The following is a 14778-nucleotide window of genomic DNA, read 5'->3' as shown; positions in this document are numbered from 1 at the left end:
TACGGCGGCAACTCGCTGCTCGGCAAGAAGTGCTACTCGCTGCGGATCGCCAGCGTGATGGGGCGCGACGAGGGCTGGCTCGCCGAGCACATGCTGATCCTGAAGATCACCTCTCCGGAGGGGAAGGTCTACCACGTGGCGGGCGCGTTCCCGTCCGCCTGCGGCAAGACCAACCTGGCCATGCTGGAGCCGACCATCCCCGGCTGGAAGGTCGAGACCATCGGCGACGACATCGCCTGGATGCGGTTCGGCCCCGACGGCCGCCTCTACGCGGTCAACCCGGAGTACGGCCTGTTCGGCGTCGCCCCGGGCACCGACTGGAAGACCAACGCCAACGCGATGCGGACGCTGGACCGGGGCAACTCGATCTTCACCAACGTCGCCCTCACCGACGACGGCGACATCTGGTGGGAGGGCATGGGCGAGCCGCCGGCCCACCTGATCGACTGGAAGGGCAACGACTGGACGCCGGAGAGCGAGAACCTCTCCTCCCACGCGAACAGCCGGTTCTGCACCCCGATCACCCAGTGCCCGATCCTGGCCGACGACTACTTCGACCCGAACGGCGTACCGATCGACGCGATCCTGTTCGGTGGACGTCGCCGGGACACCATTCCGCTGGTCACCGAGGCCCGCGACTGGGTGCACGGGGTGTACCTGGGGGCGACGCTGTCCTCGGAGACCACCGCCGCCGCCTCCGGCGCGGTCGGCGTGGTGCGCCGCGACCCGATGGCAATGCTGCCGTTCATCGGCTACCACGCCGGCGACTACTTCAACCACTGGATCGAGATGGGCAAGGGCGTCGACGGCGACGCCGCCAAGCTGCCCAAGATCTACTACGTGAACTGGTTCCGCAAGGACGCCGAGGGCAACTTCCTCTGGCCCGGCTTCGGTGAGAACTCGCGGGTGCTCAAGTGGGTCGTCGAGCGGATCGAGGGCAGCGCCGACGCGGTCGAGACCCCGATCGGCATGGTCCCGACCGCCGACGCGCTGGACGTCGACGGGCTCGACATGACCCCGGAGGACGTCCGGATCGCCCTCAAGGTCGACCCGCAGGAGTGGCGTAACGAGCTGCCGCTGGTCACCGAGTGGTTCGAGAAGTTCGGTGACAAGCTGCCGGCCGTCCTCTGGTCGGAGCTGGACGCGCTGCGCGCCCGACTCGACGCGGAGCAGCCCCGGTAACAGGTGTGCCGGTCGCCCGTACCGGGCAAGACCGCAAGTCATGAGGACGGCCGCCGTGACCCCACCGGTCCGGTGGCCGTCCGCCGTCCGGGTGCTGACCACCCTGCTCGCGTCGACCGCCGCCGCCACCGTCGCGGTCGAGCTGCTCAACTGGTGGTACGCCCCGGAGCAGGAGTTCGGCCTGGCGGTCCGCACCGGTTGGGCGATGCTGCGGTCGCTGGGTTTCCTGGTGCTGATCGGGCAGGTGAACCGGGGGCGGGCCGGGGCGCGGCCGTTCGGGCTGATCCTCGCCGTGACCACCGTCTTCGCGGTCGGCCGGCTGGTGGTGCCCCGGCAGGGTGTCCCACCGCTGCCCGGCCTGGTCGGCTTCGCCGTGCTCACCGCGCTCTGCCTCGCCGTGGTCGTGCTGCTCTACCGCAGCGACGCGGTCGCCGGGCACCTGGTGCGCCACCGCAAGGGCCTGGTCGTCGAGGGCGGGACGATCACCTGGCGGGAGGTCGCCCCGAAACGCCCCCAGGTCACCGCCTGGCTGCTGACCAGCCGGGTGGCCGCGTTCACGTACAGCCCGCTGATGCTGGTGCCGGCGCTGGTGGCCGGCGGTGCGGTGCTGGACGGCCGGCTCGCCGTCGTCCCGGTGGTGCTGGCCTGGTTCGCCGCCGGCATCGTGGTCAGCTACCTGGTGCTGTTCTGTACGGCGTTCCTGCTGCGCGGCAGGCGGTGGGCCCGCCGCCTGCTGGTGACGATCACCCTGGGCGTGCTCGCGGTGAACCTGCCGCTGTGCTGGTGGCTGCTCGGCCTGGACGGCCTGGTCCGCGACGGCGCACCCCTGCTGGCCGCGGCCACCCTGGCCCTCTACGCCCTGCACCGAGCCCCCGACACCCCCACCGTCCCGCCCCGGTGAGACCGCACGCCCCGCCCCGCCCTCCCGCCCCGGCCCCGGTGATCAAGAGATTCCGGTCAGTGGACGGCCCGCCGACGACGTATTTCTCTTGATCACGCACGGAGTGCGCCACCGAGGCACTGATGTTCGGTGTGGGTCGCTACCCTGCAAGGTGATGACTCTGCGGAAACTCCTCTACTCCGTCTACGAGCGCCGGCTGACGGCCAGGCTCGCGGGTCGACCGGTGCCCCGCCACGTCGGCGTGATGTGCGACGGCAACCGCCGGTGGGCGCGGGAGATGGGCCTCGTCGACCCGAACGACGGGCACCGGATGGGTGCCGAGCGGATCAAGGAGCTGCTGCGCTGGTGCGACGCGGCCGGTGTCGGCCACGTCACGCTCTGGCTGCTCTCCACCGACAACCTGTCCCGGCCGGCGGAGGAGCTGGACCCGCTGCTCCAGATCATCGAGGATCTCAGCACCGAGCTGGCCGAGGAGGGCAACCCCTGGCGGCTGCGGATGGTCGGCGCGCTCGACGTGCTGCCCACCCAGCACGCCCAGGCGCTCAAGGCCGCCGAGGAACGCACCCGGGAACGCACCGGCGGCGCGCAGGTCAACATCGCCGTCGGCTACGGCGGCCGGCGCGAGATCACCGACGCGGTGCGGTCGCTGCTGGTGGAGCACGCGGCCAAGGGTGGAACCATCGAGGAACTGGCCGGCACGCTGGACGTCGACCACATCTCCGAGCACCTCTACACCCGGGGCCTGCCCGACCCGGATCTGATCATCCGGACCAGCGGCGAGCAGCGCCTGTCCGGTTTCATGCTCTGGCAGTCGGCGCACTCGGAGTTCTATTTCTGCGAGCTGAACTGGCCCGACTTCCGGCGGGTCGACTTCCTGCGCGCACTGCGTTCCTACGGCACCCGGCAACGCCGCTACGGCACCTGACCCGCCGCCGCGCCCCCGCCCCCGGCAGCCCGGTCGACGCCCGCGCGGGCGCGGTCAGGTCAGGTGGTCCACGGCCCTGGTGAGGAAGTCGCCCAGCGCGGCGGGGGAGTCGATGGTGAGGTCGGCGGCCTCGGCGACCTCCCGGCCGGTCTCCGGGTTGGCCACCGCCACGCAGATGCCGAGGAACCCCGGGTCGGCGGCGGACCGGGCGCGCAGTGCCGCGAACGCCTTGATGTCGGAGACGTCGTCGCCGAAATACCACGCGCCACCGGCGTCCCGGACCACCTCACCGATGACGAGACCCTTGTCCCGGTCGACGGGGGGCTTGAGTTCCAGCACCATCCGGCCGGCCTGCACCCGCAGCCCGAGCCGTTCGGCCTGCGCCCGCCCCCACTGCTCGACCGCCGGGCCGAGCTGCTGCGCGGTACGCCAGTGCAGTGCCACGCTCAGCCGCTTGAACTCCACGAGCGCCCCGGCGGGCAGTTCGGCGCGGGCCCGGTCGGCCAGTTCGGCCATGGTGGGCACCCAGGGCAGCGCGGCGGGTTCGGTGACGGTCTCGCCGCCGGAGTGACTGTGCTCCAGTCCGTACAGTCCGTAGAGGTCGATCCCGGTGAGGCCGCCGAGGTGGTCACGGAGGAAGTCGACGGGACGGGCTGAGACGATCGCCACCCGCTGCACCACCGGGGCCAGGGCCTCCAGGGCGGCGAGCACCTTGGGTGCGGGGCGTACCGCGGTGGGGTCGTCGTCGACCGGCGCGAGGGTGCCGTCGAAGTCGAAGAAGAGGACGGTGTCGGCGGCCCGCTCGGCGGTGGTACGCCAGGCGTGCTCAGCATCCAGCGGGGTCTGTGGCTGCTGGTTACCCAGATTCAACGGCGGCACGCGCGACAGCGTACCCCGGGGGCGGCGGCTGATTCGTGGCTTCGGAGTGGCTTCTTGACACCGCCGGGGTGTGTGGTCTCTGAATGCCGCTCAGCGTTCGGCGGCTCCCCGTCCCCGCCGTCCCAGCGGCACCACGGTGGCCTCCCGGCCCTGGTTGAGCAGGTAACCCTCGACGAAACCGGTGTTCCGGTCGCCGGTGCGGGTCTCGATCTCGTTGAGCCGCGCCACCAGGAACTCGGTGAGCGCGCTGACCCGGTCGTCGAGCCGGTCGTGCAGTTCGGCGACCACCGCCAGGACGACGGCGGTGCCGGCGACGGTCAGGGCGAAGAGGTTGAACACCAGCGGGATCTGCCCGCTCCCGCCCACGCCGACCACCAGGTTCGCGGTCACGCACGCGGTCAGGGAGACTGCCGCGACCACGACTGCCCACCACTTCAGGGTCATGGACAGACCCCTCCTTCTGTCCCGCAGGGCTGAGTTCGGCCTTGTCCCGTCCCCCCGCCGACGACGAGCCCAAGCAGTACGAATAGGGACGCTAGCGTGCCCGTTGCCGGCCCGGAGCGAAACGATCGGGTCTGCTCAGGCGTTCTTTCGCCATCTGAGGAACTACCCGGCCTGCTCTCCACCCTTTCGGACATCGAGCGGAAGAGTGGGGCGGTATGCGAGGTAACGAATGGTTTCTCGGATGTGGAACTTCTCCGCGTCCGACACGGCGGGATCGACCAGCCGGCGCAGCAGCGCCTCGACGTCCGGGTCCATCGGGGGAGTGCCGGGGGCGCCCCGGGGGGTGGCGGTGCGGTCCCAGCCGAGGGCGGCGAAGGCGGCGGCCGGGTTGAGGCCCAGCCCCTCACAGAACGCCACCACCCGTTCCGCCTCCGGGTCGCTGGCCCAGTCGCCGCGGACCCACCTGTTGATCGTCTGGCGGGAGACGCCGGTGCGGCGGGAGACCTCGGTGCCGGTCCAGGCGCGCATCGCCCGGGCATCGTCGAGCGCCCGACGAACGAAGGTGGCGAATGCGATCTTCCGGGCGGGGGCGGTCTCGGTCACCCCGAAACCGTACGACCGTAGTGCCCGTCCGGGCTGCCCGGGGCGGATCTTTGTCACGCATATGAGACGGCCTCACCGGGTCGACCGTGTCCGCTCAGGGACCGGTACGAAGGGGTCTCACCTGGGCATAATACCGTCAGGCGAGGCGATCGGGAACCGGACGAAAAGCTGATACTGTCACGCTCATGGGACAACCTACGGTGTGTCACGTGCTTGAGACGATCAGTGCTCACATGCGTCACGCTCCCGGTGCGAGGGGGATCCGGTGACCGAACTCGCGACCCGTGCCCAGGCCTTCGGCCTGATCGCGGAGGGGGTCGCCGCCGGGCTGAGCGCGCCCTGGCGGCTCTACCTCGCCCGGGGCTGCCGCTACCTGTCACTGAGCGTCGGCGACCGCGACGAGTGGAACGCCTGGCGGACCCATCTCGGCTGCCCGGAGATGAGCGTCCGGGTCTACGACGCCGGTGGCGAGATCCGCCGCTCCTCGATGGCCGAGGTCGTGCTGGACGGCTGCCGGATCAGCGTCGAACTGGTCGAGGAGGTCAGCACCGAGGACCTGGAACGGCTGCTGGTCGTCGACCCGAGCCCGGCCGAGCCGGAGGACCGGTGACCCGGCCACCGCAGCCCACCGGAGCCGCCCGATGAGCCCCCTGCTCGCCCTGTTCCTCGTCCTCGTCCTCGGGGCGGCCAGCTACGCCGCCGGCCGGTTGCACGGCCAGCTCAGCTACCGGATCGGGTACCGCTTCGGCTACCGGCAGGGCTACTTCGACGGGGACCGGGGCGCCTGGAACCGGCGGCGGCGCGACGCCCAGGCCGTGCTCGCCTCGGCGCTCACCGCCCCGGCCGTGCCGCCCAACGCAACGTGGCGTCCCGCCCCCGCGGTCCGCCAGGGCACCACGTACACCGGCTCCTCGTTCGCCAGCCCGTCGGGCCCGGTCGCGGGTCGGCACCCGACCGGCACCCTGGTCCGCCGGTCCGGCTGAACCCACAGGAGCCGACAAGCGTCGGTACGGCGTACCGACACCGACCGCGTCGCCCGGTGACGCGGCCGCACCGGCCGGGAAGCGCGCAGGGGGCAGGCAACCCCGCCGGGACGCCCCGCCCACCGGGCGGGGCGCGCCCGCTGCGCGGGAGATCCTCGTCCGCCCTCTAGCCGAGGCGGCCCGGCGCCGCTAGCGTCTAGGCATGACCCGGGGTTTTCCCGGGTCAGCCGGCCGCCCGGATCTGCGACCTCGCGCACGGGGTTCCGCATCCGACCCCGTGTCCCGGGCACCGGAGGAGGCGGAACGCGGATGGCGGATGCCCGTCCGTCGGAGCAGGCCTGTGACGACTCGCCGTACGCCCGCCGGTGTCGACCAGATCCCGGCCGCGACTGCCACGACCCGCCGAGCCACCCGGAGCCGCCGTTCGGCGGCCGCCGCCCCGCCCGGCCCCGAGGAGCCCGGCCCAGCCGGCCAGGTGTTCGTTCTGGACACGTCGGTGCTCCTGTCCGACCCGGCGGCCTTCCACCGCTTCGCCGAGCACGAGGTGGTCCTGCCGCTCGTGGTGATCTCGGAGTTGGAGGGCAAACGACACCACCCGGAGCTGGGCTGGTTCGCCCGCCAGTCCCTGCGCATGCTCGACGAGTTGCGGGTCCGGCACGGTCGACTGGACCGTCCGGTGCCCGCCAACGAGTCCGGCGGCACGCTCACCGTCGAGCTGAACCACTCGGACGACGGCGTCCTGCCCCCCGGGTTCCGCAACGAGTCCAACGACGCGCGCATCCTGTCGGTGGCGCTGAACCTGGCCGCCGAGGGGCGGGAGGTGACGCTGGTCAGCAAGGACATGCCGTTGCGGGTCAAGGCCGCCTCGGTCGGGCTGCGGGCCGACGAGTACCGGCACGGCCAGGCCAGCGATCCGACCTGGACCGGGATGGCCGAGCTGGAGCTGGGTGAGGACGAGATCGGCCGGCTCTACGCCGGGGACTGCCTCGACCTGGACGCCGCCGCCGGCCTGTCCTGCCACACCGGCCTGGTGCTGCACTCCACCCGGGGCTCGGCCCTGGGCCGGGTGCTGCCCGACAAGACCGTCCGGCTGGTGCGCGGCGACCGCGAGGCGTTCGGTGTGCACGGCCGCTCGGCCGAGCAGCGCATCGCGCTGGACCTGCTGCTCGACGAGTCGATCGGGATCGTGTCGCTGGGTGGCCGGGCCGGCACCGGCAAGTCGGCGCTGGCGCTGTGCGCCGGGCTGGAGGCGGTGATGGAGCGCCGCCGGCACAAGAAGGTGGTCGTCTTCCGGCCGCTCTACGCCGTCGGCGGGCAGGAGTTGGGCTACCTGCCCGGGTCCGAGTCGGAGAAGATGTCGCCCTGGGCGCAGGCCGTGTTCGACACCCTCGGGGCGGTGGTGCACGAGAACGTGCTGGAGGAGGTCACCTCGCGGGGCATCCTGGAGGTCCTTCCGTTGACCCACATCCGGGGCCGGAGCCTGCACGACGCCTTCGTCATCGTCGACGAGGCCCAGTCGCTGGAGCGGGGCGTACTGCTCACCGTGCTGTCCCGGATCGGGCAGGGCTCGCGGGTGGTGCTCACCCACGACGTCGCCCAGCGGGACAACCTGCGGGTCGGGCGGCACGACGGGGTGACGGCGGTGATCGAGGCGTTGAAGGGGCACCCGCTCTTCGCGCACGTCACGTTGAACAGGTCCGAGCGGTCCCCGATCGCGGCGATGGTGACGGATCTGTTGGAGGACATCCCGGGCTGACCGTCGCGGGCAGGGGGGTCGCCCCTCATCGTCCGCATTCACTTTGTGGCACAGGTCACAAAATGGCCGGTGGGTTTCCCATCAGCCTCACTGTGCGCAATCGTGTCCCACGAGCGTCCACGTCCCGGTGGGGGTGTTGGTGACCGTTCGTCCCCCCTGGGGGCGCACAGCCACCCCCTGCCGGTGCGTCGGTGGCGACCGGCTCAGGTCGGGGCGCTCGTGGCACGACCGCGTCCGTCGAGGGCCGGTCCGCGCCGCGTCCTTGCCCCCGACGAAGGGATACTTCGTGAGTCGGCTGTGGAGCCGGTTCGGCGCCCGTACGGCCGCTGTCGCACTGCTCTCCGTGGGCGTTGCCGGCGGTTTCTATCTGGGCGAAGACCGGGAAACCCAGCAACAGGGCCTGACCGCGCAGGTCGGCCTCCAGGTCGACCAGGCCGAGTTCGACTACCAGCGTGACCGGCAGGCCGACCACCGGCGGGAGTCCGCGAAGCAGCGGTCCGCCGAGTACCAGGCGAAGCTGCGGGCCGCCGCGGCGGCCAAGGAAGCCGCCCAGCGGGCCAAGGCCGCCGAGGCCGCCGCCGCGTCGCGGAAGAAGGAGCGCGAGGCCGAGGCCAAGGCAAAGGAGGAGGACGGGAAGATCAAGTCCTTCGCCGGCCCGGTCCCCGCCTCGTGCAGCTCGTACAGCGGGCACCGCAAGACCGGTTGCGCGATGCTCCTCCAGGCGGGCTTCAAGATCGACCAGATGCCCTGCCTGGACAAGCTCTGGAACAAGGAGAGCGGCTGGAACCCCAAGGCCAGCAACTCCTCGTCCGGCGCGTACGGCATCCCGCAGGCCGTGCCGGGCAGCAAGATGAGCTCGGTCGCCAGCGACTGGAAGACCAACCCGGTCACCCAGATCAAGTGGGGCCTCGGCTACATCGAGGGCCGGTACGACAGCCCGTGCGGCGCCTGGGCCAAGAGCCAGAGTTCCGGCTGGTACTGAGCGACGACCGCAACGGCGGGGCGGCTGGGCGACCACCCGCCCCGCCGTCTGCGTACCCCCGGTGGCGCGGGACCCGGGTGGCGGTCGGCGAAGAATGCTGATAGCCATGGTGGGGTGACCCTGCACCCGACGGGCGGCGACCCCGACCGGTTCGGCACCGAGGCGTTCTACGCATCCCTCGGCCGGGCCTTCGTCGCCATGTGCGCGGTGGTGCCGTTCCTCTTCCTCATCGAGGCCCTCGACCAGGGGCTCGGCTTCGGGCTCGACGTGGCCGCCGGGATCATCCCGCAGCGCGTCCAGGGGCTCGACGGGGTGTTCTTCTCGCCGTTCCTGCACCACGGCTTCGACCACCTCTACAGCAACAGCATCCCGCTGATCCTGCTCGGCACCTTCGTGCTGGCCGCCGGCACCCGCCGCTTCCTCTGGTCCACCCTGGTCATCATCCTGGTCAGCGGGCTCGGCGTCTGGTTCACCGGCTCGCCCAACTCGGTGGTCGTCGGCGCGAGCGGGGTCATCTTCGGCTACCTGGGTCTGCTGTTCACCCGGGGCGTCGTCGAGCGGAGCTGGTGGAACTTCGGGGTGGTGCTGCTGGTCGGCCTGCTCTACGGCTGGCAACTGCTCGGCATCCTGCCCACCGACGAGCGGATCTCCTGGCAGGGGCACCTGTTCGGGCTGCTCGGCGGGGTGGTCGCGGCGATCCTGTTCCGGCGTCGCCGCCCCTACGACCCGTACCGGGAGTACCGGGTGGAGTCCACCCTGACCCCCTGAGCGGACGACCCGCGTGGCGGAGCGGGAATGCTTGCCCGGACCGCGCGCCGGGCCTACCGTCGGCAGCAGCACGCGTCGCCCCGCCACCGGCGCGGCGCACGTTGATCGCCAGCGGAAAGCGACGGTACGCCCATGCGCGAGGTCGATGTCGCCGTGATCGGAGCCGGCCCGACGGGGCTGTTCGCCGCGTACTACGCGGGTTTCCGGGGGCTGTCGGTGGCGGTCGTCGACGCGCTGCCCGAGCCGGGCGGGCAGATCACCGCCATGTACCCGGAGAAGCTGATCCTCGACGTCGCCGGCTTTCCCGCCGTCAAGGGCCGGGACCTGGTCGCCAACCTGCTCGCCCAGGCCGCGCCCTACCACCCGGAGTACCTGCTCGGCACCCGGGCCGAGAAGCTCGCCCACACCGACGGCCGACCGGTGCTGGGCCTGGCCGGCGGCGAGCAGTTGCGCTGCGGCGCGGTGCTGGTCACCGGCGGGCTGGGCAGCTTCACCCCGCGCCCGCTGCCGGTCGCGGACAGCTTCGTCGGCGGCGGGATCGTCTACTTCGTACCGGAGCCGACCGCGCTGGCCGACCGGGACGTGCTGATCGTGGGTGGCGGTGACTCGGCGTTCGACTGGGCGGCCACCCTGCAACCGCTGGCCCGCTCGGTGACCCTGGTGCACCGCCGGGAACGGTTCCGGGCGCACGCCGCGACCGTGGCCCGGGTGCTGTCGCTGCCGGTGCGGGTCGTGGTCAACGCGGAGGTGACCCGGCTCTACGGCGACGACACGGTCACCGCCGCCGAGATCACCGTCCGGGGCGGGGCGGCCGAGACCCTGCCTGTCGACACGGTGGTCGCGGCGCTCGGCTTCACCGCCGACCTGGGGCCGCTGGCCGAGTGGGGGTTACGGCTGGACCGCCGGCACATCGTGGTGGACAGCGCGATGGCGACCAACCTGCCCCGGGTCTTCGCCGCCGGTGACATCACCGAGTATCCCGGCAAGGTGCGGCTGATCGCCACCGGCTTCGGCGAGGCCGCCACCGCCGTCAACAACGCGGCCGTCGCCATCGACCCGGCGGCCCACCTCTTCCCCGGCCACTCCTCCGACGCCGGCTGACCGGGTCGGGCAGGCCGGGCCCGGGTGCGGGCCGGCCAGGGGCGGTGACGCCCGGCGGGCGGGGTCAGGGCAGGCCGACGAGGTCGGCCATCAGGGCGGTCTGGTGGTCGAAGTAGGCGTCCCGATGCGGGACGACCGGGTCGAGGCGGCCGAAGAGGTCGAAGCTGATCAGCCCGAAGAGCTGGGTCCAGCCGGCCATGCCCCGGGCGAGCAGGGCCTCGGGCAGCCCGGGGAAGAGTCCGGCGGCGATCTCGGCCAGGTCGGCCCGGACCGGCTCGGGCAGGTCGTCGTCGGGCGGGGTGATCCGGCCGGCGGCCACCCCGTCGCGGAGGATGCCGAGCAGGGTCAGCGGCGGGCGCTGCGCGGGAAGCACGGTGTCGACGGGGGCGGCGTACCCGGGCACGGGGCTGCCGTAGAGCAGGGCGTACTCGGCGGGGTGGGCCAGCGCCCAGGTGCGGGCGGCCCGGCAGACGGCGTGCCAGCGGCCACGCAGGTCGGCCCGGTCGACGGCGGCGTCGGCGGCCTCCACCGCGTCGCCGAGCGCCTGGTACGCCTCGATGATCAGCGCGGTGAGCAGGTCGTCCCGGCTGGGGAAGTAGCGGTAGATCGCCGACGAGACCATCCCCATGTCCCGGGCGACCGCCCGCAGTGACAGGTCGGCCCCGTCGCTGGCGAGGTGGCGGCGGGCCACCGCCTTGATCTCGTCGATCATCTCGGCGCGGACCCGGGCGCGGATCGAGGAAGCCGGCATACGGCCACTCTGCCACGGAATAGAGCGCCAATCAAAATAGAGAGCACTGCTCTTGACTCGGCGGGTGGGGCCGGTCATGCTGGACGCAGCTCAACGAGAGCAGTGCTCTCGAACCGGTCTACTGCTTCGAAAGGCTCTCCCATGTCGCTGCACGTGATCGTCGGCGCCGGCCCGGTCGGCACCGCCACCGCACACCACCTCGCCGAGCGGGGCGAACAGGTCCGGCTCGTCACCCGGCGGGGCACCGGCCCCGTCGACCCGGCGATCGAGCGGATCGCCGCCGACGCCGCCGACACCGACCGGCTGACCACCCTCACCGACGGGGCGGTCGCGCTCTACAACTGCGCCAACCCGGCCTACCACCGGTGGGCCACCGACTGGCCGCCGCTGGCCGACGCACTGCTCACCACCGCCGGGCGCACCGGCGCGGTGCTCGCCACCGTCGGCTGCCTCTACGGCTACGGCCCGGTCGACGCGCCGATGACCGAGGACACCCCGCTCGCCGCCACCGGCACCAAGGGACGGATCCGCAACCGGATGTGGACCGAGGCGCTCGCCGCCCACCGCGCCGGCCGGGTCCGGACCACCGAGGTACGCGGCTCGGACTACCTCGGTGCCGAGGGCAACTCCCTGCTGCCGCTGGTGCTGCCGAAGGTGCTCGCCGGCCAGCGGGTCCTCCTGCCGGTGAACTGGGACGCCGCGCACACCTGGACGTACGTCGGGGACGTGGTGCGTACCCTGGTCGCCGCCGCGGCCGACGAGCGGGCCTGGGGGCACGCCTGGCACGTGCCGAGCCCCGCGCCCACCAGCGTCCGCGAGCTGGCCGTCCGGGCGGCCGAGCTGGCCGACGCCCCGCCGCCGAAACTGACCCGGCTGCCCTACCCGCTGCTCTGGCTCGGCGGCCTGACCGACCCCTTCGCCCGTGAGCTGCGGGAGACCGCGCACCAGTTCGCCCGGCCGTTCGTGATGGACTCGACCCGGGCCACCACCGTCCTCGGCATCACCCCGACCCCGCTGGACGAGGCGCTGACCGCCACCGTCCGCACCCTCACCGCCACCCTCGGGACGCCCACCCCGGCGGGCTCGACCCACTGACCGCCGCCCGGTGCGTGGGCCGCAGGCACGGTCGGGTCGGGTCAGCGGCGCGGGACCGGGCCCAGCGCCGCCACCAGCACCGCGACCAGGGTCAGCAGCGCGCCGGCCAGGGTGGCCGGGCCCGGGTGCGACGCCGACGTCGGCAGCACCACGTCCAGCACGACGGCCCCGACGACCTGACCGGCGATGGTGGCCAGCCCCAGCAGCAGCACCCCGGTGAACCGGACGATCGCCGCCGCGACCGCGATGAAGACGATGCCGATCGGGCCACCCAGATACAGCCACGGCTCGGTCGGCAGCGCGCCACCGGGAGCACCCCGGACCGCCAGGTCCACGCCGAAAGCGACGAGCAGGGCCACCGTACCGACGGCGAAGTTGACCCCGGTGGCGACGAGCGCACTGCCCGACGCCGCCCGGACCAGCCCGTTGACCGCCTGCTGCCAGGCCAGCCCCAACCCGGCCAGCAACGGCAGCAGGGCCAGCACCAGGGTGCCCGGGTCGCCGAGCCGGTCACCGACCGCCAGCAGCACGGCCAGCACGGTCAGCACCGCACCGGCCAGCCGGGAGCCCGTCACCGGCTGCCGCCCGCCCGGCCCGATGCCCGCCCGGTCCACCGCCAGGCTGCTGGCCGACTGCCCGGCCACCACCGCCACCGTGAACACCGCCACGCCGAGCGCCCCGATGGTGAGCCCCTGGGTGGCGACCAGGAACGCCCCGCACACCCCGCCCAGCAACTGCCAGGGACGCAGCGCCCCGGACCGCAGCGCCGCGCGCAGGTCGGCCAGCCCGCGCCGCCCCCCGGGCAGGGCCGGGACCAGCACCAGCAGCACCAGCAACCCCACGCCGAAGGAGACCACCGCGGCGGCGATGCCGTCGGCCAGGCGTACGCCCAGCTCGCCGTTGATCCGGGACTGCACAGCCACGCCGACGCCGGCGGCGGTGGCCAACCCGATGCCGGCGACCCGACGGGCGGCGGACAGGACGGGAGGGGCGGCGGTGCCGGAAACTGTCACTCCTGCTCTGCCAGGGGCCTGCCGTCGAAGTCCACCGCCGAATAGAGGGCCAGCTTCTCCAACCGGTGGTACGAGTCGATCACCCGGATCGTGCCGCTCTTGGACCGCATCACGATCGACTGGGTGTACGCCCCGCCCGCCTGGTACCGCACCCCGCGCAGCAGGTCACCGGAGGTCACCCCGGTCGCCACGAAGAAGCAGTTGTCCCCGGTGACCAGGTCGTCGGTGCCGAGCACCCGGTCCAGGTCGTGCCCGGCGGCGAGCGCCTTCTCCCGCTCCTGCGCGTCCTGCGGCCAGAGCTTGGCCTGCATCGCCCCGCCCATGCACTTGAGCGCGCACGCCGAGATGATCCCCTCCGGGGTGCCGCCGATGCCCATCAGCACGTCGACCCCCGACTCGCCGCGGGCGGCGGCGATCGACCCGGCGATGTCGCCGTCGGAGATGAACCGGATGCCGGCCCCGGTCCGCCGGATCTGCCCGACCAGGTCGTCGTGCCGGGACCGGTCCAGCACGCAGACGGTGACCTCGGCCACCTCGGTGCCCTTGACCTTGGCGATCCGCCGGATGTTCTCCGCCGGGCCGGCCTCGATGTCCACCACGTCGGCGTAATCCGGGCCGACGGCCAGCTTCTCCATGTAGAAGACGGCGCTCGGGTCGAACATCGCCCCCCGCTCCGAGACGGCCAGCACGGCGAGCGCGTTGGGCATGCCCTTGCTCATCAGCGTGGTGCCGTCGACCGGGTCCACCGCCACGTCCACCTCGGGGCCGGTGCCGTCGCCCACCTGCTCGCCGTTGAACAGCATCGGCGCGTTGTCCTTCTCGCCCTCGCCGATCACCACGACGCCGCGCATCTGGATCGAGTTGATCAGCTTGCGCATGGCGTCGACGGCTGCCCCGTCGCCACCCTCCTTGTCGCCCCGGCCGACCCACCGGCCGGCGGCCATCGCCGCGGCCTCGGTGACCCGGACCAGGTCGAGGGCGAGGTTACGGTCGAGGTCCTGCGGGACCCGCGTCCTGGTGTTCGTCATGGCGGCTTCCTCCTCGCGACGGTGCGGGGTGGGCAGGCGGGGACGCAGGTCGCCCCCTGCCGGCTGTGTCGCTGATCCTCACACGATGCCAGGTCCGGGGGCGGGGCGGGGCGATGGTGGGCGGGATCGCCCCACCGGGCGGCTGCGAGAATGGGCCGGTGGAAGCCGCACAGCCTGCCGACCGCGTACCCGCCGACCCGACCCCGCCGGACGGCCGGCCGCCGGTGCCACCGGCCGCCGACGACGCTCCCACGGGGGCCGCGCCCGCCGGCGCCGCGGGTACGCCGGCCGGCGGCGAGCCCGAGCCGGCCCACGGGGCCGGCGGCGACCCGGAGCCGACCCCCGTCGCCGGGGAGCCCGAACCGGC

Annotated in this window: 16 protein-coding genes and 1 pseudogene; 11 read left to right on the top strand and 6 right to left on the bottom strand. The window is 72.8% G+C overall.

Going from position 1 to position 14778, the window contains the following annotated elements; genetic code table 11:
* From ACOJTC_RS30850 to ACOJTC_RS30840, 3 genes are all read left to right on the top strand, one after another.
* A partial coding sequence (locus ACOJTC_RS30850; RefSeq protein ID WP_420119514.1) for a phosphoenolpyruvate carboxykinase (GTP) occupies positions 1 to 1182 on the top strand: 1182 nt, incomplete at its 5' end.
* Between the two features lie 40 nt (positions 1183 to 1222).
* The gene (locus ACOJTC_RS30845; protein ID WP_420119513.1) at positions 1223 to 2083 is read left to right on the top strand and encodes a hypothetical protein; all 861 of its coding nucleotides are present in this window, start codon (positions 1223 to 1225) and stop codon (positions 2081 to 2083) included.
* Positions 2084 to 2237: 154 nt separating this feature from the next.
* On the top strand, positions 2238 to 3008 hold the full coding sequence (locus ACOJTC_RS30840; protein WP_363654124.1) for an isoprenyl transferase: 771 nt from the start codon (positions 2238 to 2240) through the stop codon (positions 3006 to 3008).
* A gap of 54 nt (positions 3009 to 3062) precedes the next feature.
* On the opposite strand, the gene otsB is transcribed toward ACOJTC_RS30840, so the two are convergent.
* The 3 genes from otsB to ACOJTC_RS30825 form a co-directional block, all read right to left on the bottom strand.
* Positions 3063 to 3887 carry a trehalose-phosphatase gene (otsB, locus tag ACOJTC_RS30835; protein ID WP_204927483.1) on the bottom strand — a complete coding sequence of 275 codons (825 nt, stop codon included), beginning with the start codon at positions 3885 to 3887 and terminating at the stop codon, positions 3063 to 3065.
* Between the two features lie 90 nt (positions 3888 to 3977).
* Positions 3978 to 4331 (bottom strand): hypothetical protein, encoded by a 354-nt coding sequence (locus ACOJTC_RS30830; protein ID WP_204927484.1) that lies wholly within the window; start codon positions 4329 to 4331, stop codon positions 3978 to 3980.
* Between the two features lie 162 nt (positions 4332 to 4493).
* On the bottom strand, positions 4494 to 4934 hold the full coding sequence (locus ACOJTC_RS30825; RefSeq protein WP_204927485.1) for an XRE family transcriptional regulator: 441 nt from the start codon (positions 4932 to 4934) through the stop codon (positions 4494 to 4496).
* Positions 4935 to 5199: 265 nt separating this feature from the next.
* On the opposite strand from ACOJTC_RS30825, the gene ACOJTC_RS30820 reads away from it, so the two are divergent.
* The 6 genes from ACOJTC_RS30820 (at position 5200) to ACOJTC_RS30795 (ending at position 10524) form a co-directional block, all read left to right on the top strand.
* On the top strand, positions 5200 to 5544 hold the full coding sequence (locus ACOJTC_RS30820) for a hypothetical protein (protein WP_088643976.1): 345 nt from the start codon (positions 5200 to 5202) through the stop codon (positions 5542 to 5544).
* Positions 5545 to 5575: 31 nt separating this feature from the next.
* On the top strand, positions 5576 to 5917 hold the full coding sequence (locus ACOJTC_RS30815) for a hypothetical protein (RefSeq protein WP_204927486.1): 342 nt from the start codon (positions 5576 to 5578) through the stop codon (positions 5915 to 5917).
* Between the two features lie 340 nt (positions 5918 to 6257).
* Entirely contained in the window at positions 6258 to 7673 is a 1416-nt protein-coding gene (locus tag ACOJTC_RS30810) for a PhoH family protein (protein ID WP_204927487.1), read from the top strand.
* Positions 7674 to 7959: 286 nt separating this feature from the next.
* Complete coding sequence (locus ACOJTC_RS30805; RefSeq protein ID WP_420119512.1) at positions 7960 to 8655, top strand: transglycosylase SLT domain-containing protein; 696 nt, start codon at positions 7960 to 7962, stop codon at positions 8653 to 8655.
* A 114-nt stretch (positions 8656 to 8769) separates the two neighbouring features.
* The gene (locus ACOJTC_RS30800; protein ID WP_088643980.1) at positions 8770 to 9423 is read left to right on the top strand and encodes a rhomboid family intramembrane serine protease; all 654 of its coding nucleotides are present in this window, start codon (positions 8770 to 8772) and stop codon (positions 9421 to 9423) included.
* A 132-nt stretch (positions 9424 to 9555) separates the two neighbouring features.
* A complete protein-coding gene (locus ACOJTC_RS30795) occupies positions 9556 to 10524 on the top strand; it encodes an NAD(P)/FAD-dependent oxidoreductase (RefSeq protein WP_088643981.1) in 969 nt (322 codons plus the stop codon).
* 64 nt (positions 10525 to 10588) lie between these two features.
* On the opposite strand, the gene ACOJTC_RS30790 is transcribed toward ACOJTC_RS30795, so the two are convergent.
* Entirely contained in the window at positions 10589 to 11275 is a 687-nt protein-coding gene (locus tag ACOJTC_RS30790) for a TetR/AcrR family transcriptional regulator (protein WP_088643982.1), read from the bottom strand.
* A 141-nt stretch (positions 11276 to 11416) separates the two neighbouring features.
* Here ACOJTC_RS30790 and ACOJTC_RS30785 point away from each other — a divergent pair, with 141 nt between their 5' ends.
* Positions 11417 to 12370: an NAD-dependent epimerase/dehydratase family protein gene (locus tag ACOJTC_RS30785; RefSeq protein ID WP_420119511.1), complete on the top strand. Its 954-nt coding sequence runs from the start codon at positions 11417 to 11419 to the stop codon at positions 12368 to 12370.
* A gap of 41 nt (positions 12371 to 12411) precedes the next feature.
* Here the strand turns inward: ACOJTC_RS30785 and ACOJTC_RS30780 are convergent, their stop codons facing one another.
* Together ACOJTC_RS30780 and glpX are read right to left on the bottom strand one after the other, a co-directional pair.
* Positions 12412 to 13383, bottom strand: a complete 972-nt coding sequence (locus tag ACOJTC_RS30780) for a DMT family transporter (protein ID WP_204927492.1) — start codon at positions 13381 to 13383, stop codon at positions 12412 to 12414.
* A complete protein-coding gene (gene glpX, locus ACOJTC_RS30775; protein WP_088643985.1) occupies positions 13380 to 14411 on the bottom strand; it encodes a class II fructose-bisphosphatase in 1032 nt (343 codons plus the stop codon). Before glpX ends, ACOJTC_RS30780 begins: the two co-directional genes overlap by 4 nt.
* Before the next feature lie 158 nt (positions 14412 to 14569).
* On the opposite strand from glpX, the pseudogene ACOJTC_RS30770 reads away from it, so the two are divergent.
* A pseudogene (locus ACOJTC_RS30770) lies at positions 14570 to 14778 on the top strand (DUF4245 domain-containing protein); the annotation flags it as partial.

The sequence above is a fragment of the Micromonospora sp. genome (genome assembly GCF_048594385.1).
Taxonomy (GTDB): Bacteria; Actinomycetota; Actinomycetes; order Mycobacteriales; family Micromonosporaceae; genus Micromonospora; species Micromonospora wenchangensis.
The sequence above is the reverse complement of the archived record's forward strand: the minus strand, read 5'-3'. Positions and strand labels throughout refer to the sequence as shown.

What these genes read in the sequence shown, in the direction of transcription:
- ACOJTC_RS30785 (WP_420119511.1), top strand. Translation starts at nt 11,417, where the DNA reads ATGTCGCTGCACGTGATCGTCGGCGCCGGCCCGGTCGGCACCGCCACC.
- ACOJTC_RS30830 (WP_204927484.1), bottom strand. Translation starts at nt 4,331, where the DNA reads ATGACCCTGAAGTGGTGGGCAGTCGTGGTCGCGGCAGTCTCCCTGACC.
- ACOJTC_RS30790 (WP_088643982.1), bottom strand. Translation starts at nt 11,275, where the DNA reads ATGCCGGCTTCCTCGATCCGCGCCCGGGTCCGCGCCGAGATGATCGAC.
- ACOJTC_RS30815 (WP_204927486.1), top strand. Translation starts at nt 5,576, where the DNA reads ATGAGCCCCCTGCTCGCCCTGTTCCTCGTCCTCGTCCTCGGGGCGGCC.
- ACOJTC_RS30795 (WP_088643981.1), top strand. Translation starts at nt 9,556, where the DNA reads ATGCGCGAGGTCGATGTCGCCGTGATCGGAGCCGGCCCGACGGGGCTG.
- glpX (WP_088643985.1), bottom strand. Translation starts at nt 14,411, where the DNA reads ATGACGAACACCAGGACGCGGGTCCCGCAGGACCTCGACCGTAACCTC.
- ACOJTC_RS30845 (WP_420119513.1), top strand. Translation starts at nt 1,223, where the DNA reads ATGAGGACGGCCGCCGTGACCCCACCGGTCCGGTGGCCGTCCGCCGTC.
- ACOJTC_RS30840 (WP_363654124.1), top strand. Translation starts at nt 2,238, where the DNA reads ATGACTCTGCGGAAACTCCTCTACTCCGTCTACGAGCGCCGGCTGACG.